The following is a 16,561-nucleotide window of genomic DNA, read 5'->3' on the forward strand; positions in this document are numbered from 1 at the left end:
TCAAATTAAGCATAAAAAATATTACAGTTTCATTTCAGTTAGACATATATCAACATCTATGTAATAATTCCAAGATTTGATTGCTTGATAAGGGGTTAAATGTGAGTTTTTTCGAGGTTTAATGGAGGCTAAATGAAACGCCTGCTAAGCAGAACGTTTCATTAATCATTACTTATGTCCAGCAAGCCATTCAGCGACCATGCTCGCTTCCTTGCCCTGGATTATTCCTTTTGGCATTCCACCTTGGCCATTAGCAATAACTTTTTCGATGTCTGCTTTCGATAGCTTCGAACCGACCTTCGTTAAATTCGGTCCAACGCCGCCTTCAAGATTCACTGCATGACAACTTGAACATTTGTTTTCATAAATTTTTGCGGCGTCACCAGCACCTGCCGTAGTCGTTTCATTATTTTCACCTGCAGGCTCTTTATCTGCAGCATCATCGTTTCCACCGCATGCAGCCAAGGCCAAAGAAGTACCCAAAACTAAGGCTAACCATTTCATTTTCATTGAATTTACCCCCTCTGATTTATACCAGCACAAGAACATTATACCAATTTCAATCTAGTTTAAAACCCTCCCCGAGTACCTCCGATGCGTCCATTACAATTACAAACGCTTTAGGGTCAACGAGTTTCACCAATTGTTTCAATTTGGTGAATTCCGACTGGTCTATGACGCACATCAAAATTGGACGAGTATCATCCGTATAGCCGCCATACCCGGATATGCCTGTTACGCCCCGGTCCAGCTCATGTATGATAGCATCCCTTACTTCCAATTCTTTATTCGTGATAATTAGCGACATTTTCGAACGGTTCAATCCAATCTGGACGAGGTCTATCGTCTTGCTTGTCACATACAATCCAATCAATGCATAAAGCCCTTTTTCAATATCAAAAACGATTGCAGCACTTAAAACGATGATTCCATCAATGACAGCCACACAGGTCCCCAATGACAGATGGGTATACTTATGGAAAATTTGTGCCGCCAAATCGGTCCCCCCTGTGGAACCCTTCCCGCGAAAGACGATCCCCAGCCCAAGTCCGACCATCATCCCCCCGCAAATCGAACCAAGCAATGCATCATTCGTCCATGCATCCCAATCATTTGTCAGAAATACCACTAAAGGCAGAAACAGGGTTCCAATCAGGCTTTTGGCACCGAAATGTCTACCAAGGATAATAAGACCCGCAATGAACAAAGGGATATTAAAACCCCAAAGAACGTATGCTGGCTCCCAACCGAGAGTTGAATCGAGAATCGTGCTAATCCCGCTGACCCCGCCAGATGCGACCTGGTTAGGCAGTAAGAATACATTAAAACCAATGGCAATTATGGATGAACCGACAATCACCAATCCATACTCCGTTAACTTTTGAATTAAAGGGTGCTTTTGCTCCCAGTACCTTTTCTTCATTTTGCATAAGTCTCCTCGAACCATCATTATTATCTAGTATTGGCCGAACGAGGTAGAGCATCCCTTTTCAATCCTGTAAATGTCAGCCAGAAGATTCGTTAAAAAGGAAATCAAAAAAAAAGCCGGACCGGGAAACCGGTCCGACTGGCTGATTTTATAATTTTGAACGCAAGTACGCGTCAATGAACATATCGATATCGCCATCCATGACAGCTCCCAAGTTTCCGGTCTCCGCACTAGTACGGTGATCTTTAACCATGGAATACGGGTGGAAAACATAAGAACGAATTTGGCTTCCCCAGCCAATTTCCTTTTGCTCACCACGGATTTCATCCAAATCCGCTTGTTGCTGTTCAATTTCACGTTGATACAATTTGGCTTTCAGCATATTCATGGCTTGGGCCTTGTTTTTGATTTGTGATCTCTCGTTTTGGCACGTTACCACTGTGTTCGTAGGTATATGGGTGATCCGGACTGCCGAGTCCGTTGTATTGATGTGCTGACCACCTGCACCACTTGCACGGTACGTATCGACTTTCAAATCTTCCGTGCGTATTTCTATATTGATTGTCTCATCAAATTCCGGCATGACTTCACATGAAACGAATGAAGTATGGCGTCTCCCTGAGGAATCGAAAGGAGAAATTCGGACAAGACGGTGTACCCCTTTTTCTGCTTTCAAATAACCGTAGGCATTATGGCCTTTGAAAATTAAAGTGACACTCTTGATTCCAGCTTCATCACCTGGAAGGTAATCAAGGGTTTCCACTTTAAAGCCTCTTTTTTCACCCCATCTTGTATACATACGAAGCAGCATGGAACCCCAATCCTGGGACTCCGTTCCGCCTGCACCAGGATGCAGTTCAAGAATGGCATTTTTCGAGTCATATTCTTCACTTAGTAATAGTTGAAGTTCAAAGTCATTCATCTTTTGTGAAAGAATCGTGATTTCTTCTTCCAGCTCAGCCAAAAGCTCTTGATCATTCTCCTCTTTCACTAATTCATATGTCAAATCCAGATTTTCATATGATTCATTCAGGTTTGACAATTGATTGACTTGTTCTTTCAAAGCATTCGTTTCATTGATGACAGTTTGTGCTTTTTGCTGATCATTCCAAAAATCGGGATGTGTCATCTCATTTTCAAGCTGTGCGATTCGTGCCTCTTTTTCATCTAAGTCAAAGAGACCCCCTAAAGTCCGTTAATCGTTGCGCTGTCCGTTCAAGTTCATTTCTTATTTCTGCTAATTCCATTTCTCTTCACCTCATTAAGTATGTTAAAAAAAATCCCTGAAGAGGGATTCCTTCATTACAAATAAACCTCTTCAAACTATATGCAAATGTATTGCTTTATGCAAACTAAACATGAAAAGAGGCGGCAAGCCTTACACTTAACCGTCCCATAATCATTATACACCTAACTTTAGCCTAAATTGCCATGGCAATTCTTATATTTTTTACCGCTGCCGCATGGGCATAACGCGTTTCGGCCAACGTCTTCCTTTTTACGGGCAGGGGCTTTTTTCACTTTTCCCCCGTCTTCTTCCTTCGGATTGACCGCTTGTCCTTTTATGACTTCCTTGCGTTCCAAATTGTTTCGGATTTCGGCCTTCATGATGTATTTTGCGACTTCATCTTCCATTGAAGCAATCATCGCTTCAAACATTGCGAAACCTTCTGATTGATATTCACGAAGCGGGTCAATCTGACCATAAGCACGAAGGTGGATCCCTTGGCGCAATTGCTCCATCGCATCAATATGGTCCATCCACTTACTATCGACTGCACGAAGAACGATTACTTTTTCGAATTCACGCATTTGGTCTTCAGATAACTCTTCTTCTTTTTGGTCATAGCTTTCTTTCACTTTTGCTAAAATGAACTCAACCAATTCCGATTCATTTTTCCCTTCCAAATCAGCTACGGTGATTGAACCTTCATTGAATAGGTTACCATTCAGGTAATCGACAAGGCCTTGTAAATTCCAGCCTTCCTCATCTCCCATTGGTGCAAACGCGACAACATTTCGCTGGATGGATGCCGTGATCATCGTTTCGACGATTTCACGTAAGTTTTCACTTTCCATGACATCGAAACGCTGTTTATAGATAATTTCCCGTTGTTGACGGAGAACATCATCATACTGCAGTAATTGCTTACGTGAATCGAAGTTATTGCCTTCGACCCGTTTCTGTGCGGATTCAACGGCCCTTGTCACCATTTTGCTTTGAATTGGCTGGGAATCATCCATACCAAGGCGTGCCATCATGTTTTTCATGTTATCCGAACCGAAGCGACGCATCAATTCATCTTCCATTGACAAATAGAATTGAGTGACCCCTGGATCTCCCTGACGGCCGGACCGACCACGCAGCTGGTTATCTATACGCCTGCTTTCATGACGTTCCGTACCGATTACAGCAAGGCCCCCAAGCTCCTTGACACCTTCACCAAGCTTGATATCCGTACCGCGCCCTGCCATGTTCGTAGCGATCGTAACTGAGCCTTGATTACCTGCATTCGCAATGATTTCCGCTTCACGCTCATGGTTCTTGGCATTCAAAACATCGTGAGGGATTCCTTTTTGGGATAAATAGGCAGATATGACTTCAGATGTTTCGATGGCAACCGTACCGACAAGCACAGGCTGACCCTTTGTATAGCGTTCGGCTATGTCTTCCACAACAGCCTTGAATTTCCCATCAGTTGTCGCGTATATAAGATCTGCCCTGTCATCCCTGATGATATTCCTGTTTGTCGGGATCGCAATGACATTCATATTATAAATATTGCGGAATTCCTCTTCTTCCGTTTTGGCTGTACCGGTCATACCTGAAAGTTTTTCATACATCCTGAAATAGTTCTGGAATGTAATCGTCGCAAGAGTCATGCTTTCATTTTGAATTTCAAGTCCTTCTTTCGCTTCGATCGCCTGGTGGAGACCTTCACTGTAACGGCGGCCTTTCATCAAACGGCCAGTGAATTGGTCAACGATGACTATCTCGCCTTCCTGGACAACATAATCCACATCCAAATGCATGGAAACATGCGCCTTTAACGCCTGATTGATATGATGATTCAAAGTAACGTGATTAATATCGAATAAATTATCGATATTAAACGCTTTTTCAGCTCGATTCATCCCATCTTCCGTCAGCTGAACACCTTTTGTCTTTTCATCATATGTGTAGTCAGTTTCTTTTTTTAAGGTTCTTACAAACGCATTGGCCTGGATATAAAGCTGAGCCGATTTTTGTGCGGAACCGGAAATGATCAATGGCGTTCTTGCCTCATCAATCAAAATCGAATCGACCTCATCAATGACAGCGAAGTGCAGCGGACGCTGTACCATTTGTTCTTTATATAACACCATATTGTCACGAAGATAATCAAAACCTAACTCATTATTCGTACTGTACGTAATGTCCGCATTGTACGCCGCCTGCTTTTCTTCTTTAGAATGACTGTTCAAATTCAACCCGACGGTCAAACCGAGGAAATCATACAATACACCCATCTCGGTGGCATCACGGTGTGCCAAGTATTCATTGACAGTAACGACATGTACACCTTTACCGGTAAGCGCGTTTAAATAAACCGGCATGGTGGATGTTAAGGTTTTACCTTCCCCTGTTTTCATCTCGGAGATATTTCCATCATGAAGTGATGCCCCACCCATGATTTGAACACGGTAAGGATATAAGCCCAGAGCACGCTTTGCCCCTTCACGTGCAACCGCAAAAGCCTCAACAAGCAAATCATCAACGGTTTCCCCATTTTGATAACGCTCTTTAAACTCACCCGTTTTGGCACGCAACTGTTCATCCGATAACGCCGCCGTCTCATCAGCCAGCGCTTCGACCTGATCGGCGATTTTTTCTAAACGTTTGATTTCTCGCTTATTCGGATCAAAAACTTTATTTAATATATTAAGCATTCAATAACGCTCCTCTATTATGGTAATGATCGTTCAATGACAAAATTCATATAAGTAAGAAGAAACACACTTCTATTATTACTAATGCACGCTTAATTTTACCACTTCTATCATAGAGGTACAACTTCATGTCACTTCCCTGGTATAGACCTGAATTCAATTCTTGCGAAAAACAATGGATAAATGAGGAGTAAAACTGTTAAAATAGAAGGAAGTATAAAAAATATGTTTCAAACTCCCCACTATTCCATATGTAAATGAGAATTATCCATAACCTTCCATCACTAGATGCTGTGTGTCCTCTCTAGCGATAGCATGTCAAGGTAATCCAACCTTACAGTCGTCTTGTTTTGAATGATAAGATTGGCTACTGACACTTATTAGCGGAAGATAAATAGAACATGTTTCGAGGTGGTATTGATGATTGGTGAACGTGTAAAAAAACTGCGAGAAGAAAAGAAAATGTCGATGACTGAACTTGCCGATAAAGCGGGTGTGGCAAAGTCTTATTTAAGTTCGCTCGAGCGGAACTTACAAACGAATCCTTCTATTCAATTTCTTGAAAAAATCTCCGCCGTACTTAACATTCCTGTTGATGCCCTGCTTTATGATGCACCAAATAAGGAAACCTTGGACACTGACTGGATGAAAATCGTTGAGGAGGCCATGAATTCGGGTGTTTCAAAACAACAATTCAGGGAATTCATCGAGTTTAATAAATGGAGAAAAGATAAAGAAGAGTAGAGTGGTAGTGCACTAGTTTACCTACATAATCCTGAAGAATACAGTTTGAATAAGCTAGAATTGTTAGAATCTCAAGGAAGAATAAACCCTATAAACAGCTAATGAATCGAATTACTGTTTATAGGGATGTTCACGATCTTGTTCGGAAGCTATTTTCCATTGTTCTCCTCTAATGTTACCTCAAGGCTTTCCCGTTTCAAAAAAGCACTGATTTCCTCTTTTTTGAAACCCAAGCTCCTTGCTTCTGAAATCAATTTCACCCATTCTTGATCTATTTCCACATTAGCCACCTCTTCTACCTCCTAAAATACTCTTTGTATTTCAGGCAGACCAGCCATCATAGTCTCGAGGACCTTAGACCTGTGCCTTTGCGCCCTCATCTTTCAATAAGTTTGCCTTTGTCGTGGTATTTATTACCAAATACATTACTTATAATCATATTATAACGGATACCCACTCCATATATTGCTATTTTATGTCGGTAATCTACCTAAATGCAAAAACTTTTATCCGACAAAATATTACAATATTAAGAAAATTCGAATTCCAGGTGATTTTTTATTTAATTTCTTTTTTTATATAATAGTAAATATTGCTCTTCTTAATATTTCGTTGCTGTGTATTGATTCTCTCCATTGTAAGTGCATCCAAGGCTTTTTGCGCAGTTAAATCCTCACCGCAGGTCGGGCAAAGCCACTTTCCATATTCCGCACTGCTAAAAGAAGCCCTATGGCAAGTATGGCAATTCTTTCGATACAAGTAATCCAACCCCTCTGCACCTTAATCAAATTGTTTATTATAAAAAACCAATTGTTCTTTTTAAAGAACTAACAATTTGAGTATAGTGCAAAAGGTGGGGGTTATTAAATAGGTAAAACTGACTATTTATCTTAATAAAGAACAAAAACTGTTCTTTAAAAAGGATTTTTTTCGTTGATTTGGATTCTTTAGAGAACAAAAGAAGCAATCATTTTTTTTCCGTTTCAAACGAATTCTATCAACAGGCATTAAAAAAGCACAACCCAAAGGCTGGGCTGTGCTTGTGATCTTAGAATAATAATTAACTAGGTTCAATCAATCCATAGCGTCCATCTTTTCGGCGGTACACTACGTTAGTTGTATTAGTATCCGCATTCGTGTAAACGAAGAAACTATGACCAAGCATATTCATTTGTAAAATCGCTTCTTCACTGTCCATCGGCTTTAAATCAAAGCGCTTATTGCGGACCACTTCAATATCATTATCGTCTTCGAATTCATCCACCACTTCGTCAACTTCCATATTGAAGGCGAATGCATCTGGTGCAGCCGATAGATTGTTCCGGAACTTACGATTGACCTTCGTTTTATGTTTACGAATTTGGCGTTCAAGCTTATCATTGATCAAGTCAATGGCAGCATACATATCCGCATTTTCCTCTTCAGCACGAAGAACCAAATTCTGCATGGGAATCGTCACTTCGACCTTTGATGTATTATTGTTCACTTTTAAATTCACTAACACATTTGCATCTGGTGTATTGTTAAAATATCGTTCTAACTTGCCAATTTTCTTTTCGACGTATTCTCGAATTGCTGGAGTTACCTCAATGTTTTCACCGCGTACGTTGTAATTCATAAAGTGAGTCCTCCTTAAATTAAGACTATACAGTTAGATTCTACAATACCCCTCCGGTTCCTTTTAGAAACACATCATGAAATATGTCGAAATAATGAAACAATTGTCGGAAGGTTTGGAAAGGGTTGATGTCTGCCCTAGCTTCATTATATCAAATGCTATGCTATAAAGAAAAAATTAAGCCTATTTTATTTACAGAAAATTTAAAAATATTTAACATAAAAACCGTTTGGAATCCAAACGGTCGTGTAATCAATTTCTTTTATCGTAGAACATACCATCCACTGATAGACTTTCATACGGGTTCGTGTATTTATTGGAGGATCGTTTCTTCTTATTTATTTTCTGGATATCCCGCTGTATCTCCTGCTTTTGGAGCTTCAGCAAGTGATCGACCTTTTGGTTGAGCAACAGTGCTGCACATCCCAGCCGCTGCTCTTCAGCAGTAAAAGGCGGTTTGATTTGAGAAAGAAGTCCATCTCGCTGATCGATCAGCTTTGTGATCCTTTCTATTTTATCATCACGCTCTGTGATCGTGTGATCTTCCAGAACGACAAGTAATTCAGCAGTCAAATCATGAAAGGTCCTAATCACCATTACACTTGACCGCTTTGGGTAAATTGTTTTTTCCGATTGATTTGAATTACTTCCTTCCAAGTATTCCGGAACTCAGTAACAAGGCCCTCCACTTCTTCCAAGGCAGAAACATCATTTTTCATATTCGCTTCTATCAGACGCCGGTTCATGAAATCATACAGACTCATCATATCTTTGGATACATCCGCATCCATATTCAGCGTCACCATCAATTCGCGGATAATATTTTGCGCCTTGATGATGTTCGTATTCTTCGCTTCGATATTTCCTACTTCAATGGCCTTCTTCCCAAGCATAATGAACTTCAAACAGCCATTATAAAGCATTAATGTAAGCTCTCCCGGGGATGCTGTATTGACTGAATTTTGCTGATACGATTGATATGGGTTACTTGTTGCCATATTTAACTTCCTTTCCGACATACCTTAACTAAAATAAGAAGCTAACGATGCACTTTGGCTGTTTGCCTTTTGAATCGCTTTTTCCATCGCCGTGAACTGGTTGTAATAGCGCGATTCCAATTTCGTTAACTTTGCTTCAAATGTTGAAATCTTCTTATCCAGCCCATCAACCAATTTTCCGATTGTAAAATTGTTATTAACATATCCGGCCTTTCCGGCTTTTTCAGTAATCGCCTTCATGGATGATTCTATATCATCCCTTAACCGGCGCGCGAGGCCTTTGTCGCTCTTTTCCGAACCATTGGCCATGAACATATCATAAATCGCATTGGGATCCTCACTGATGGCTGCCCGGAGATTGTCCTCATCAATCGTTAATTTACCGCCCTCCAAATAATTTTTGGTGGTGGTGATTCCCAAACTGCTGAGATTGTTTTTTCCAGTGATCCCATCCACCGAGGTGTATAGGGATGACCTCATTGTGGTCAGGAGGCTTTTTAACGTCGAATCGCCTTTTAACGTTCCGCTCTTCGCTTTTTCTTCCCACAGCTTCACTTCATCTTCTGTCATTGCCTTCTTTTGCTCAGAGGTAAGCGGGGTAAATGAGCGATATTTCGCTTCACCCGTTTTATCTTGAGCCTTTTTAATGACTTCATTGTATTTATTCACAAACTGTGTGATTGTGTCCAAGATGGCATCCACATCAGATGTTGATGAAAATGTGACTGTATCGGTGTTTTTTTGCTTTACCGTTATTTCCGCTCCATTAATCTGAAACGTATTCGAAGGCCTGGAAATTTCCAGTCCATTATAAACAATGGACGCATTTTCCCCTTTTGAGCCGCCAGCCCCTTCGTTGTTACTGCCCATTTTTAACGTATTGAAAAAATCTCCGGCACCACCCAATTCAATTTCAGGCCGATCTTTAACATCACCGGTATTCTTAGCAGTGATCGAAAAATTCTGGGACGTTTCATCAAAAAATAGAGTCACTCCCGAGCTAGCATTTATTTTATTTATGACACTCTCTAACGTATCGTCCGCATTAAGGGTAAGAGTATACGGTTTTTCCACTGTTGCTCCATCTTTTACTTCCGTATCAAAACCGCCATCTTTATTGATGGCCAGTATCGTAATATCTTGTGGTGTCGTGAAACCCAATTCCGATAGTTTCTTTTTAGGGTCAGTAACAGCTGATTTTTCTGTACTTGTCATGGTTGCTGCTTTGGCAAGTCCATTCACTTGTATATTCCCTGAAAAATCACTGGTCGAATTCACATTTCTCACTGATACAGCAGCTAGATTCGATACCGACACCTTCTTTTTAATGAAGGAAGACTGCTTCCCAATTCCATCACGAATGAGAGTATCCAATTCTGATAAAGCTGTATTTATCGAGCGGTAATCATCCCGCTGCCACTCGGAATACTGCTTTTTCTGTGTTAATTTATCCAATGGCACCCGTTCTGCCTGCATCATGCTCTTAACTAATTCATCAATGTCCATCCCGCTTGCTAAACCACTGATTCGTACCAAAATTGATCACCCGCTTATATTTTTTCATTCACCATTAAGCCGACAAACTCCGTCATTGCCGCATAGAAATCCAATAACTTCTTCGGAGGAATTTCCCTGATCGTCTCATCCGTCACGTCATCCACTACCTTGACATAATACTCATTCAGCTTCTCGTGATATTCAAAACGAACCGCCGTATGTGTAGGATTCAGGAAGGTGTTTAAACTCTCCACCACTTCTTGAACCTTTTCCTTTGTAGGCTGATTGGATTCAACACTTTGTTCCGAATAAGCAACAGAATTTATTTCTCGCTGATAATATGAACTGATTCCTTCCGAAATTGCTGTTCTAAGTTGTGAGGAAAGAATATTTGTGGACAAACTCTCCAGCTTCTAAATAGCCCCCAATATGATCTCTTTACTTTTATATCGGTTCTTACAGTTTTATATTTAGTCAAGCTTTGATTTTGGTTTCAACTGCAGACTTTCATGAATGGCTCCTTTGCTATAAAAGAGATTCTACTAAAAAAACTCCAGAAAAATATCTAGAGTCTCAGTTTTTTTAGGTTTTTAAATTTTGACCGTTGATTTCCACTCCAGGCACTCGCTTTCCGCGGGCGGTCCGGGAGCCTCCTCGGCGCTTTTGCGCCTGCGGGGTCTCCCTTGGACTCGCATTCCCGCAGGAGTCTCGCACCTTACGTTCCAATCAACTTTGTTTTAACAGTTAGATTGCTCCTTTTACCTAAGTCTTTTTTTAAAATAGAAGGATTAAAACTGAGGTGATAATCACTTCTCTACTTTTGGAAAAAATTATGACTGACTATTTAATTATAGGACTTCTCTTTTTATTCAAATGAATCAGCGAACATACTAGGAATCGATATATCCCATCCAGCTTGTGATTAATAGCTGTATTCACCAGTCATTTCACCATACACATTACTGATATCTTCAACTATGTATTTTGTAGTACCATCATACTCTATTAGGATTGTAGCCATAAGATTCCTTGGTGACATAAACGAATGGTCCCTTACTTTTTAAGGGTCAGTAATCTCTTTTTCCACATCGTAGTGTTCCTTGCACACTTCAATTAGTACAAATAAAAGAGCCTAACACAAAGTGTCAGACCCTTTCTTGTTAGGCTAACTATTCAATTAACGAAGTAACTGAAGAACGCCCTGCGGTTGCTGGTTGGCTTGAGCCAACATTGCTTGAGATGCTTGCGCCAAGATAGAGTTTTTAGTTTGCTCCATCATAGTCTTAGCCATATCTGTATCACGAACACGTGATTCAGCAGCAGTCAGGTTTTCAGAAGAAGTACCTAAGTTGTTGATAGTATGCTCTAAACGGTTTTGGTTAGCACCTAGTTTAGAACGTTCAGCTGATACAGTGTCAATTGCAGTTTGGATTTTTGTGATAGCCGCTGATGCATTTTTAGCATTAGAAACATCCAGGCCGGATTCAACACCTGTAGAATCTGTACCATTGCTTACATTTGCTCCAGTTGTGAACCCTGTTCCAGTACCAGTCAATCCAAGAGCACTTGCACGCATGTCACCAATTTCAAGTGTCAGGCTTTGATTTTCGTTTGCACCGATTTGGAATTGAAGACCTGCGCCAGCTTCAACAGCTTCTTTAGCTTTTACTTCAGCAGATCCATCTACAGTTGCAGCAGCATCTACAGATAGACCGCCAGTTCCAGCGATAGTTGCTGCTGTTGCAGATTCATTTCCAGGCTTTTGTTCAAGTTTAAGTTTTCCGCCATCATTAGTTGCAGTGTACTTAGCACTTAATTCGGCATCTGCTCCAATAGCAGCAACTAATCCATCAAGATCCGTGAACTCTCCTGCAGCAGCATCATCAGCAGCGGAAACTGTAAATGTTTTTCCATCTACTACTACTGTTTCGCCTAAAGTTGTACTTAAAGTTCCTGTTGATGTTACGCTACCAGCAACAGCATCTTCTGCTTCTACTGGAGCTTGAGCTACAGTTGCTGAATCCTTAGAACCATTCAATAGTTTCTGAGTATTGAATTCAGTAGTGTTACCGATACGGTTGATTTCGGATGTTAATGAATCCATTTCCTTTTGGATTTCTCCACGGTCACTAGTTGTATTAGTATCCGTTGATGCTTGTGTAGCAAGTTCACGCATACGTTGAAGGATGTCAGTCGTTTCGTTTAATGCACCTTCAGCAGTTTGGATCAATGAGATGGCATCTTGTGAGTTACGGGAAGCTTGATCCAATCCGCGGATTTGTCCACGCATTTTTTCAGAGATTGCAAGACCGGCTGCATCATCGCCTGCACGGTTGATGCGCATGCCCGATGCTAGTTTCTCCATTGATTTGGATTGTGCATTCGTTGCACTTGATAATTGGCGGTGCGTGTTTAAAGCTGAGATATTGTGATTGATAATCATTTATGTTTCCTCCTTGAGTTTTAAGTTCCCACGTCCATGTGGTTGTTACGAAAAACAGTGAATAAGTCGGCCGCCTATTTCACTGCCCATCGTTGTATACTTAATATCGACCTGCTTGGAAACATATTTAGCTGATTTTAAGATTTTTTCTTGAAATACTCATTTATATTTTCCAGAAAATTGGTTTCTGTTATAGAGGCTTTTCTATTTTCCTGCTGGATCGACAGGTAAATTTCCTTCCTATGGATATCGACGTTTTTAGGGGCATTGATACCCAGTTTGATCTGTTCTCCCTCGACGGACAGGATCGTAATTTCGATATCATCGCCAATCATGATCGCTTCATTTGGTTTTCTGGTCAATACGAGCATCATTTCCCCCCCTGTTCTGCTGAAGGTTCAAAAAGTTTGTGCTTTGTACGGTATTCACTAGCGTTCATGATGAATTGCTTTCCCGTTTTTTTAGAACTATTTATGATGATGGGGGCCTGGAGATTCGCCGTCGTTTCATTGAAAGGGTCCTGGATCGTTAATATAACCAAAGTAATGACTTCCAGTTCCGTTTCTATTTGTAAAGAAGATAATACCTCATCAGTAAGCTTCACTTCGTAATCAGGAAACACTTCAAAAGGATCCGTCACAATGAAGGCAAGCTCTTTTGTTTCTGTCGATTGCAGGACGAAAAATGGCGTGTCATCCAAAGCTAGCAAGCAAAACTGTTTTTCTCCCAAAAATCCTGGTATCCCGCTTTCAAATACATAAATCTCTTTCTCTTCCAATTCAAGTTCGCCATGAAATTTTGTTTGTAGAATCATTTATGTTTTCACTTCCCTCTCATCCGGAAATAAATTGATGAAATCTATATCCAGCGCATTTTTTTGTAGAGTTTCAACATCAACACTGCCTGGTGTGTATGTATGGTTCACCCTATTGATTTGAGCATCAATGATCGGTTTTTGGGCGGTTGCTTCAATCTTCACTTCCGCTGGCTGGTAGTCAAGCTTCACGCTGAATGGAGAGGGAATCCAGCCGAGATTGAATTGCTTCTCAGGTCCTTTGCTGTTTTGCCTGGCCTGTTCAGCAAGTGGATTACCGCCATTTTCAATATGCCTTAGCTCAGTTCCCTGCTGGGCACGTCTTGCCATACCCGCCAGCCAATCCTGATATCCCTGCTGCGCAAATTCATCGACTCTTACTGAGAGACTTTTCAAATCCACGTCTTCCCTTGCTTGTGACTGATCGATCGTCAGCTTGCCTGGGGTCATTTGAATCTCGAGGATCGCTTGCGGCTGTTCGATTGATTGGACCGCAGCCTTCTGTTCGATTTGCTGTACAGGCTGCTCTATATTCACTCCAATCTTCATTGGGGTGGTTTGCAATCTAATTTGCGGAATCTGCATCATCAACACTCCTTATAGAAAAAAGCTATCCATTTAAGAATAGCTTAGCGAAGAAAATCCAATAAACTCGGCTGCATGATCTTTGCTCCGATGCTTAAAGCAGCACTATGGACACTTTCCTGGGTCGTCAAATCCATGATCGCCTTTTCGATATCGACATCCTCATTTTTCGAAAGGATTTCAGTGGCAAAAACCTCCTGCTGCTTGAGACGGTCCGTCATCAGCTCAATCCGATTTTGCCTTGCGCCAACCTGTGCCTGCATGCCTAAGAAAGTATTTATCGTTGCGTCAAGTCCTTCCAGTGTGCCGCTCACGCCCCCGCCGTTTTCGAGTGCCTCGATTGTCTGGTCGATGCTTCCGCCGGCAGCTAGTGCATCACCAAAAATCTTGGAACCGTCCGTATTGATTTTAAGGGAAATCCCCGAAAACACTTCAAGGTTTATGTCCCCCGTGCCATACACGGTATTTCCATTCCCATCTTTAACGGACGACGGTCTCACATTCGTATCCTGGCCGTTGAAAATATACTTCCCGCCAATCTGTGTGTCGCCAAGAGTTATGAGATGTTCTTTTAATTGTTTAATTTCTTCAGTAATTGTTTTAAGTTGTTCCCCTTCATACGTGCCATTGCTGCCTTGAACGGTTAATTCACGAATCCGCTGCAGGGCGGAAACACTTTCAGTAATGGCATCATCCGTGCTGTCGATCCAATTGGTCGCCTCGGCAATGTTACTTTGATACTGCCCTATTTGATTGAGGTTTGTCCTGTACCCCATTCCCATCATGGCCGCAACAGGGTTATCGGATGGCTTGGAGAACTTCTTTTGAGAATAAACCTGCTCTTGCAGCTTGGACATCTTTTCGTAACTGCTGCTTAAATTGCTCAGCATATTATTGGTTAGCATCGATTGCGTTACCCGCATATTCGTCTCCTCCTATCATCGGCCTACTGTACCCATTCCGTTTATGATTTTATCGAGCATTTCATCCATCATCGTCATCATTCTTGCAGATGCGTTGTATGCCTGCTGGAATTTGATCATGTCAGTCATTTCTTCATCAAGGGATACGGAACTGACAGACTCCCTATTTTGATTGACTGAGGCAGCAAGCACGACAGAGTTGGAAAGGTTCTTTTGGGCGCTTTGGGAATCCACACCAAGCTTTCCGATGATACCGGAATAATAGGTGTCGAAGCTTCCCGTCAATTCATCGGAGTTTTGGTCTTTAGTCGAGTACTCACTGAACGCCCTCTTTTTAAGGTCAGCCAGGAGTTTGGCATTTTCATTATCACCGGATGCCCCTCCGCCTTTACCGCCTGCGGCAATTTTTGTGGGGTCCTTAACGATTTCACCATTCACCTTGATGCTTTGGGCGGCACTTTTACCAGGTTCAAGTTCAAAGAAGTTCAATGTGGAAGTGTTATCATCACCTAGGGCATAACCTTGTTTATGGATGGCATTGAACTCATTCACAAAAGCCGCCGTCATATTATCGAGCTTTTTCAGCATATCAGGATAAGCGCCGCCGATTGTGCCATCAGCCTTCTTATAGCCGAAGCTGTTGATCAAACCGGACAGTTCTCCGGAGAAATTGTAATCCGTCAATGTTTTCGAACCAAACTTCAATCCGTCCACCATACCTGTCGTTTTATCATGGCTAACTTCAACTTTCGAAGTTCCCACCATCCCGGTATGGTTAACACTGACTAGATTGATGGGCGGCACAAAAGACGAACCGTCTTCTTGCATCAATTCGATGTTGTATAGCCCTGTGGCCACATCGCTTGCTCTGCCATAATCCGTCGGAATGACATTATTCACTTTAATGCTGACAAGCTGTGAGAGATTGTCCACGAGTACATCACGTTTATCATAAAGGTCATTGGGAATATAACCATGAGGCTCCACTTTGCTGATCTGTTGGTTAAGCTGATCAATACTGCTGATGAGCGTATTGATTTCGTTCGCTTTGACGTTTATCTGATTTCCGATATCCGTTTGAACGTTCGTAAGCGAGTTGTAATAGTAATTTAGGGTATCCGCGACCATGACGCCAGTCGAGGCAACGACCTCACGCGCCCCGGAGTTTTCCGTATTCGCCGTCAGCCCCTGCAGAGAATTCCAGAACTTCTCCATCGTAGCGGCTAATCCGCTGTCAGTCGGCTCGTTCATGACGCCTTCCATTTTCGTCAGGGATTCGCTCATGGCCCCGTAATAACCGATTTTATTACTTTGTGTCCTGTATTGTGCGTCCAGGAAACTGTCCCGGATCCGCTGAACCGTTTCAGCTGCCACCCCTGTCCCGATTTGGCCGGCAACGCGCGGGCTGTTCAAACCGACAGTAGGAAAGCCCGACGTCTGGACCAGGTTGACCCGCTGTCTTGAATATCCTAATGTATTGGCATTAGCCACGTTATTTCCTGTTGTATACAAGGCCCCTTGAGAGGTGGATAATCCGCGTTTGGCAGTCTCAAGACCCATAAAGGTTGAAATCATTTGCT

General features: G+C 41.8%; 18 protein-coding genes and 1 riboswitch. Of the genes, 1 reads left to right on the forward strand and 17 read right to left on the reverse strand.

Annotated features, from left to right (window positions below; all coding sequences use genetic code 11):
- Window positions 1-168 precede the first annotated feature (168 nt).
- From cccB to secA, 4 genes are all read right to left on the reverse strand, one after another.
- Complete coding sequence (gene cccB, locus V3595_RS15040) at window positions 169-510, reverse strand: cytochrome c551 (protein WP_427653828.1); 342 nt, start codon at window positions 508-510, stop codon at window positions 169-171.
- Window positions 511-559: 49 nt separating this feature from the next.
- Window positions 560-1,423 (reverse strand): YitT family protein, encoded by an 864-nt coding sequence (locus tag V3595_RS15045; protein ID WP_485908029.1) that lies wholly within the window; start codon window positions 1,421-1,423, stop codon window positions 560-562.
- Between the two features lie 154 nt (window positions 1,424-1,577).
- Window positions 1,578-2,676, reverse strand: a protein-coding gene (gene prfB / locus V3595_RS15050) for a peptide chain release factor 2 (RefSeq protein WP_485908031.1) whose coding sequence is annotated in 2 segments (ribosomal slippage) — window positions 1,578-2,612 and window positions 2,614-2,676 — 1,098 coding nt in all. Because the reading frame shifts where the segments join, the coding sequence is not laid out codon by codon here.
- A 169-nt stretch (window positions 2,677-2,845) separates the two neighbouring features.
- Window positions 2,846-5,359, reverse strand: a complete 2,514-nt coding sequence (gene secA, locus V3595_RS15055; RefSeq protein WP_485908033.1) for a preprotein translocase subunit SecA — start codon at window positions 5,357-5,359, stop codon at window positions 2,846-2,848.
- Between the two features lie 420 nt (window positions 5,360-5,779).
- Between secA and V3595_RS15060 the strand changes: the two genes are divergently transcribed.
- A complete protein-coding gene (locus V3595_RS15060) occupies window positions 5,780-6,103 on the forward strand; it encodes a helix-turn-helix domain-containing protein (protein ID WP_063233922.1) in 324 nt (107 codons plus the stop codon).
- Between the two features lie 149 nt (window positions 6,104-6,252).
- On the opposite strand, the gene V3595_RS15065 is transcribed toward V3595_RS15060, so the two are convergent.
- From V3595_RS15065 to flgK, 13 genes are all read right to left on the reverse strand, one after another.
- Window positions 6,253-6,393, reverse strand: coding sequence for an anti-repressor SinI family protein (locus V3595_RS15065; protein ID WP_485908035.1), 141 nt, complete (start codon window positions 6,391-6,393; stop codon window positions 6,253-6,255).
- Between the two features lie 31 nt (window positions 6,394-6,424).
- Window positions 6,425-6,510: riboswitch (cyclic di-GMP riboswitch) on the reverse strand.
- A 151-nt stretch (window positions 6,511-6,661) separates the two neighbouring features.
- Window positions 6,662-6,862, reverse strand: coding sequence for a hypothetical protein (locus V3595_RS15070; RefSeq protein ID WP_485908036.1), 201 nt, complete (start codon window positions 6,860-6,862; stop codon window positions 6,662-6,664).
- 301 nt (window positions 6,863-7,163) lie between these two features.
- Window positions 7,164-7,721 carry a ribosome hibernation-promoting factor, HPF/YfiA family gene (gene hpf, locus V3595_RS15075; protein WP_137016562.1) on the reverse strand — a complete coding sequence of 186 codons (558 nt, stop codon included), beginning with the start codon at window positions 7,719-7,721 and terminating at the stop codon, window positions 7,164-7,166.
- Window positions 7,722-7,973: 252 nt separating this feature from the next.
- Window positions 7,974-8,318 carry a flagellar protein FliT gene (gene fliT, locus V3595_RS15080; RefSeq protein WP_485908038.1) on the reverse strand — a complete coding sequence of 115 codons (345 nt, stop codon included), beginning with the start codon at window positions 8,316-8,318 and terminating at the stop codon, window positions 7,974-7,976.
- Window positions 8,318-8,719 (reverse strand): flagellar export chaperone FliS, encoded by a 402-nt coding sequence (gene fliS / locus V3595_RS15085; RefSeq protein ID WP_485908040.1) that lies wholly within the window; start codon window positions 8,717-8,719, stop codon window positions 8,318-8,320. Before fliS ends, fliT begins: the two co-directional genes overlap by 1 nt.
- Before the next feature lie 24 nt (window positions 8,720-8,743).
- Window positions 8,744-10,255 carry a flagellar hook-associated protein 2 gene (locus tag V3595_RS15090; RefSeq protein WP_485908042.1) on the reverse strand — a complete coding sequence of 504 codons (1,512 nt, stop codon included), beginning with the start codon at window positions 10,253-10,255 and terminating at the stop codon, window positions 8,744-8,746.
- A 14-nt stretch (window positions 10,256-10,269) separates the two neighbouring features.
- The gene (gene flaG / locus V3595_RS15095; protein ID WP_485908043.1) at window positions 10,270-10,617 is read right to left on the reverse strand and encodes a flagellar protein FlaG; all 348 of its coding nucleotides are present in this window, start codon (window positions 10,615-10,617) and stop codon (window positions 10,270-10,272) included.
- A gap of 776 nt (window positions 10,618-11,393) precedes the next feature.
- Window positions 11,394-12,659 (reverse strand): flagellin N-terminal helical domain-containing protein, encoded by a 1,266-nt coding sequence (locus tag V3595_RS15100; protein ID WP_485908045.1) that lies wholly within the window; start codon window positions 12,657-12,659, stop codon window positions 11,394-11,396.
- Window positions 12,660-12,796: 137 nt separating this feature from the next.
- Window positions 12,797-13,030, reverse strand: coding sequence for a carbon storage regulator CsrA (gene csrA / locus V3595_RS15105; RefSeq protein ID WP_485908047.1), 234 nt, complete (start codon window positions 13,028-13,030; stop codon window positions 12,797-12,799).
- Complete coding sequence (gene fliW / locus V3595_RS15110; protein ID WP_485908049.1) at window positions 13,030-13,473, reverse strand: flagellar assembly protein FliW; 444 nt, start codon at window positions 13,471-13,473, stop codon at window positions 13,030-13,032. Before fliW ends, csrA begins: the two co-directional genes overlap by 1 nt.
- Complete coding sequence (locus V3595_RS15115) at window positions 13,474-14,058, reverse strand: DUF6470 family protein (protein WP_485908051.1); 585 nt, start codon at window positions 14,056-14,058, stop codon at window positions 13,474-13,476. It lies immediately after the preceding gene.
- 44 nt (window positions 14,059-14,102) lie between these two features.
- Window positions 14,103-14,981, reverse strand: a complete 879-nt coding sequence (gene flgL, locus V3595_RS15120) for a flagellar hook-associated protein FlgL (protein ID WP_485908053.1) — start codon at window positions 14,979-14,981, stop codon at window positions 14,103-14,105.
- Window positions 14,982-14,996: 15 nt separating this feature from the next.
- Window positions 14,997-16,556: a flagellar hook-associated protein FlgK gene (gene flgK / locus V3595_RS15125; RefSeq protein ID WP_485908055.1), complete on the reverse strand. Its 1,560-nt coding sequence runs from the start codon at window positions 16,554-16,556 to the stop codon at window positions 14,997-14,999.
- Window positions 16,557-16,561 lie beyond the last annotated feature (5 nt).

The organism is Bacillus sp. CFBP9009 (assembly GCF_036541465.1).
In the GTDB taxonomy this organism is placed as follows: Bacteria; Bacillota; Bacilli; order Bacillales; family DSM-1321; genus Peribacillus.

Bases quoted from the DNA above. Each gene is read 5' to 3' on its own strand.
- cccB (WP_427653828.1), bottom strand. From the start codon at position 510: ATGAAAATGAAATGGTTAGCCTTAGTTTTGGGTACTTCTTTGGCCTTG.
- V3595_RS15045 (WP_485908029.1), bottom strand. From the start codon at position 1,423: ATGAAGAAAAGGTACTGGGAGCAAAAGCACCCTTTAATTCAAAAGTTA.
- secA (WP_485908033.1), bottom strand. From the start codon at position 5,359: ATGCTTAATATATTAAATAAAGTTTTTGATCCGAATAAGCGAGAAATC.
- V3595_RS15060 (WP_063233922.1), top strand. From the start codon at position 5,780: ATGATTGGTGAACGTGTAAAAAAACTGCGAGAAGAAAAGAAAATGTCG.
- hpf (WP_137016562.1), bottom strand. From the start codon at position 7,721: ATGAATTACAACGTACGCGGTGAAAACATTGAGGTAACTCCAGCAATT.
- fliT (WP_485908038.1), bottom strand. From the start codon at position 8,318: ATGGTGATTAGGACCTTTCATGATTTGACTGCTGAATTACTTGTCGTT.
- fliS (WP_485908040.1), bottom strand. From the start codon at position 8,719: ATGGCAACAAGTAACCCATATCAATCGTATCAGCAAAATTCAGTCAAT.
- V3595_RS15100 (WP_485908045.1), bottom strand. From the start codon at position 12,659: ATGATTATCAATCACAATATCTCAGCTTTAAACACGCACCGCCAATTA.
- csrA (WP_485908047.1), bottom strand. From the start codon at position 13,030: ATGCTCGTATTGACCAGAAAACCAAATGAAGCGATCATGATTGGCGAT.
- fliW (WP_485908049.1), bottom strand. From the start codon at position 13,473: ATGATTCTACAAACAAAATTTCATGGCGAACTTGAATTGGAAGAGAAA.
- V3595_RS15115 (WP_485908051.1), bottom strand. From the start codon at position 14,058: ATGCAGATTCCGCAAATTAGATTGCAAACCACCCCAATGAAGATTGGA.
- flgL (WP_485908053.1), bottom strand. From the start codon at position 14,981: ATGCGGGTAACGCAATCGATGCTAACCAATAATATGCTGAGCAATTTA.
- flgK (WP_485908055.1), bottom strand. From the start codon at position 16,556: ATGATTTCAACCTTTATGGGTCTTGAGACTGCCAAACGCGGATTATCC.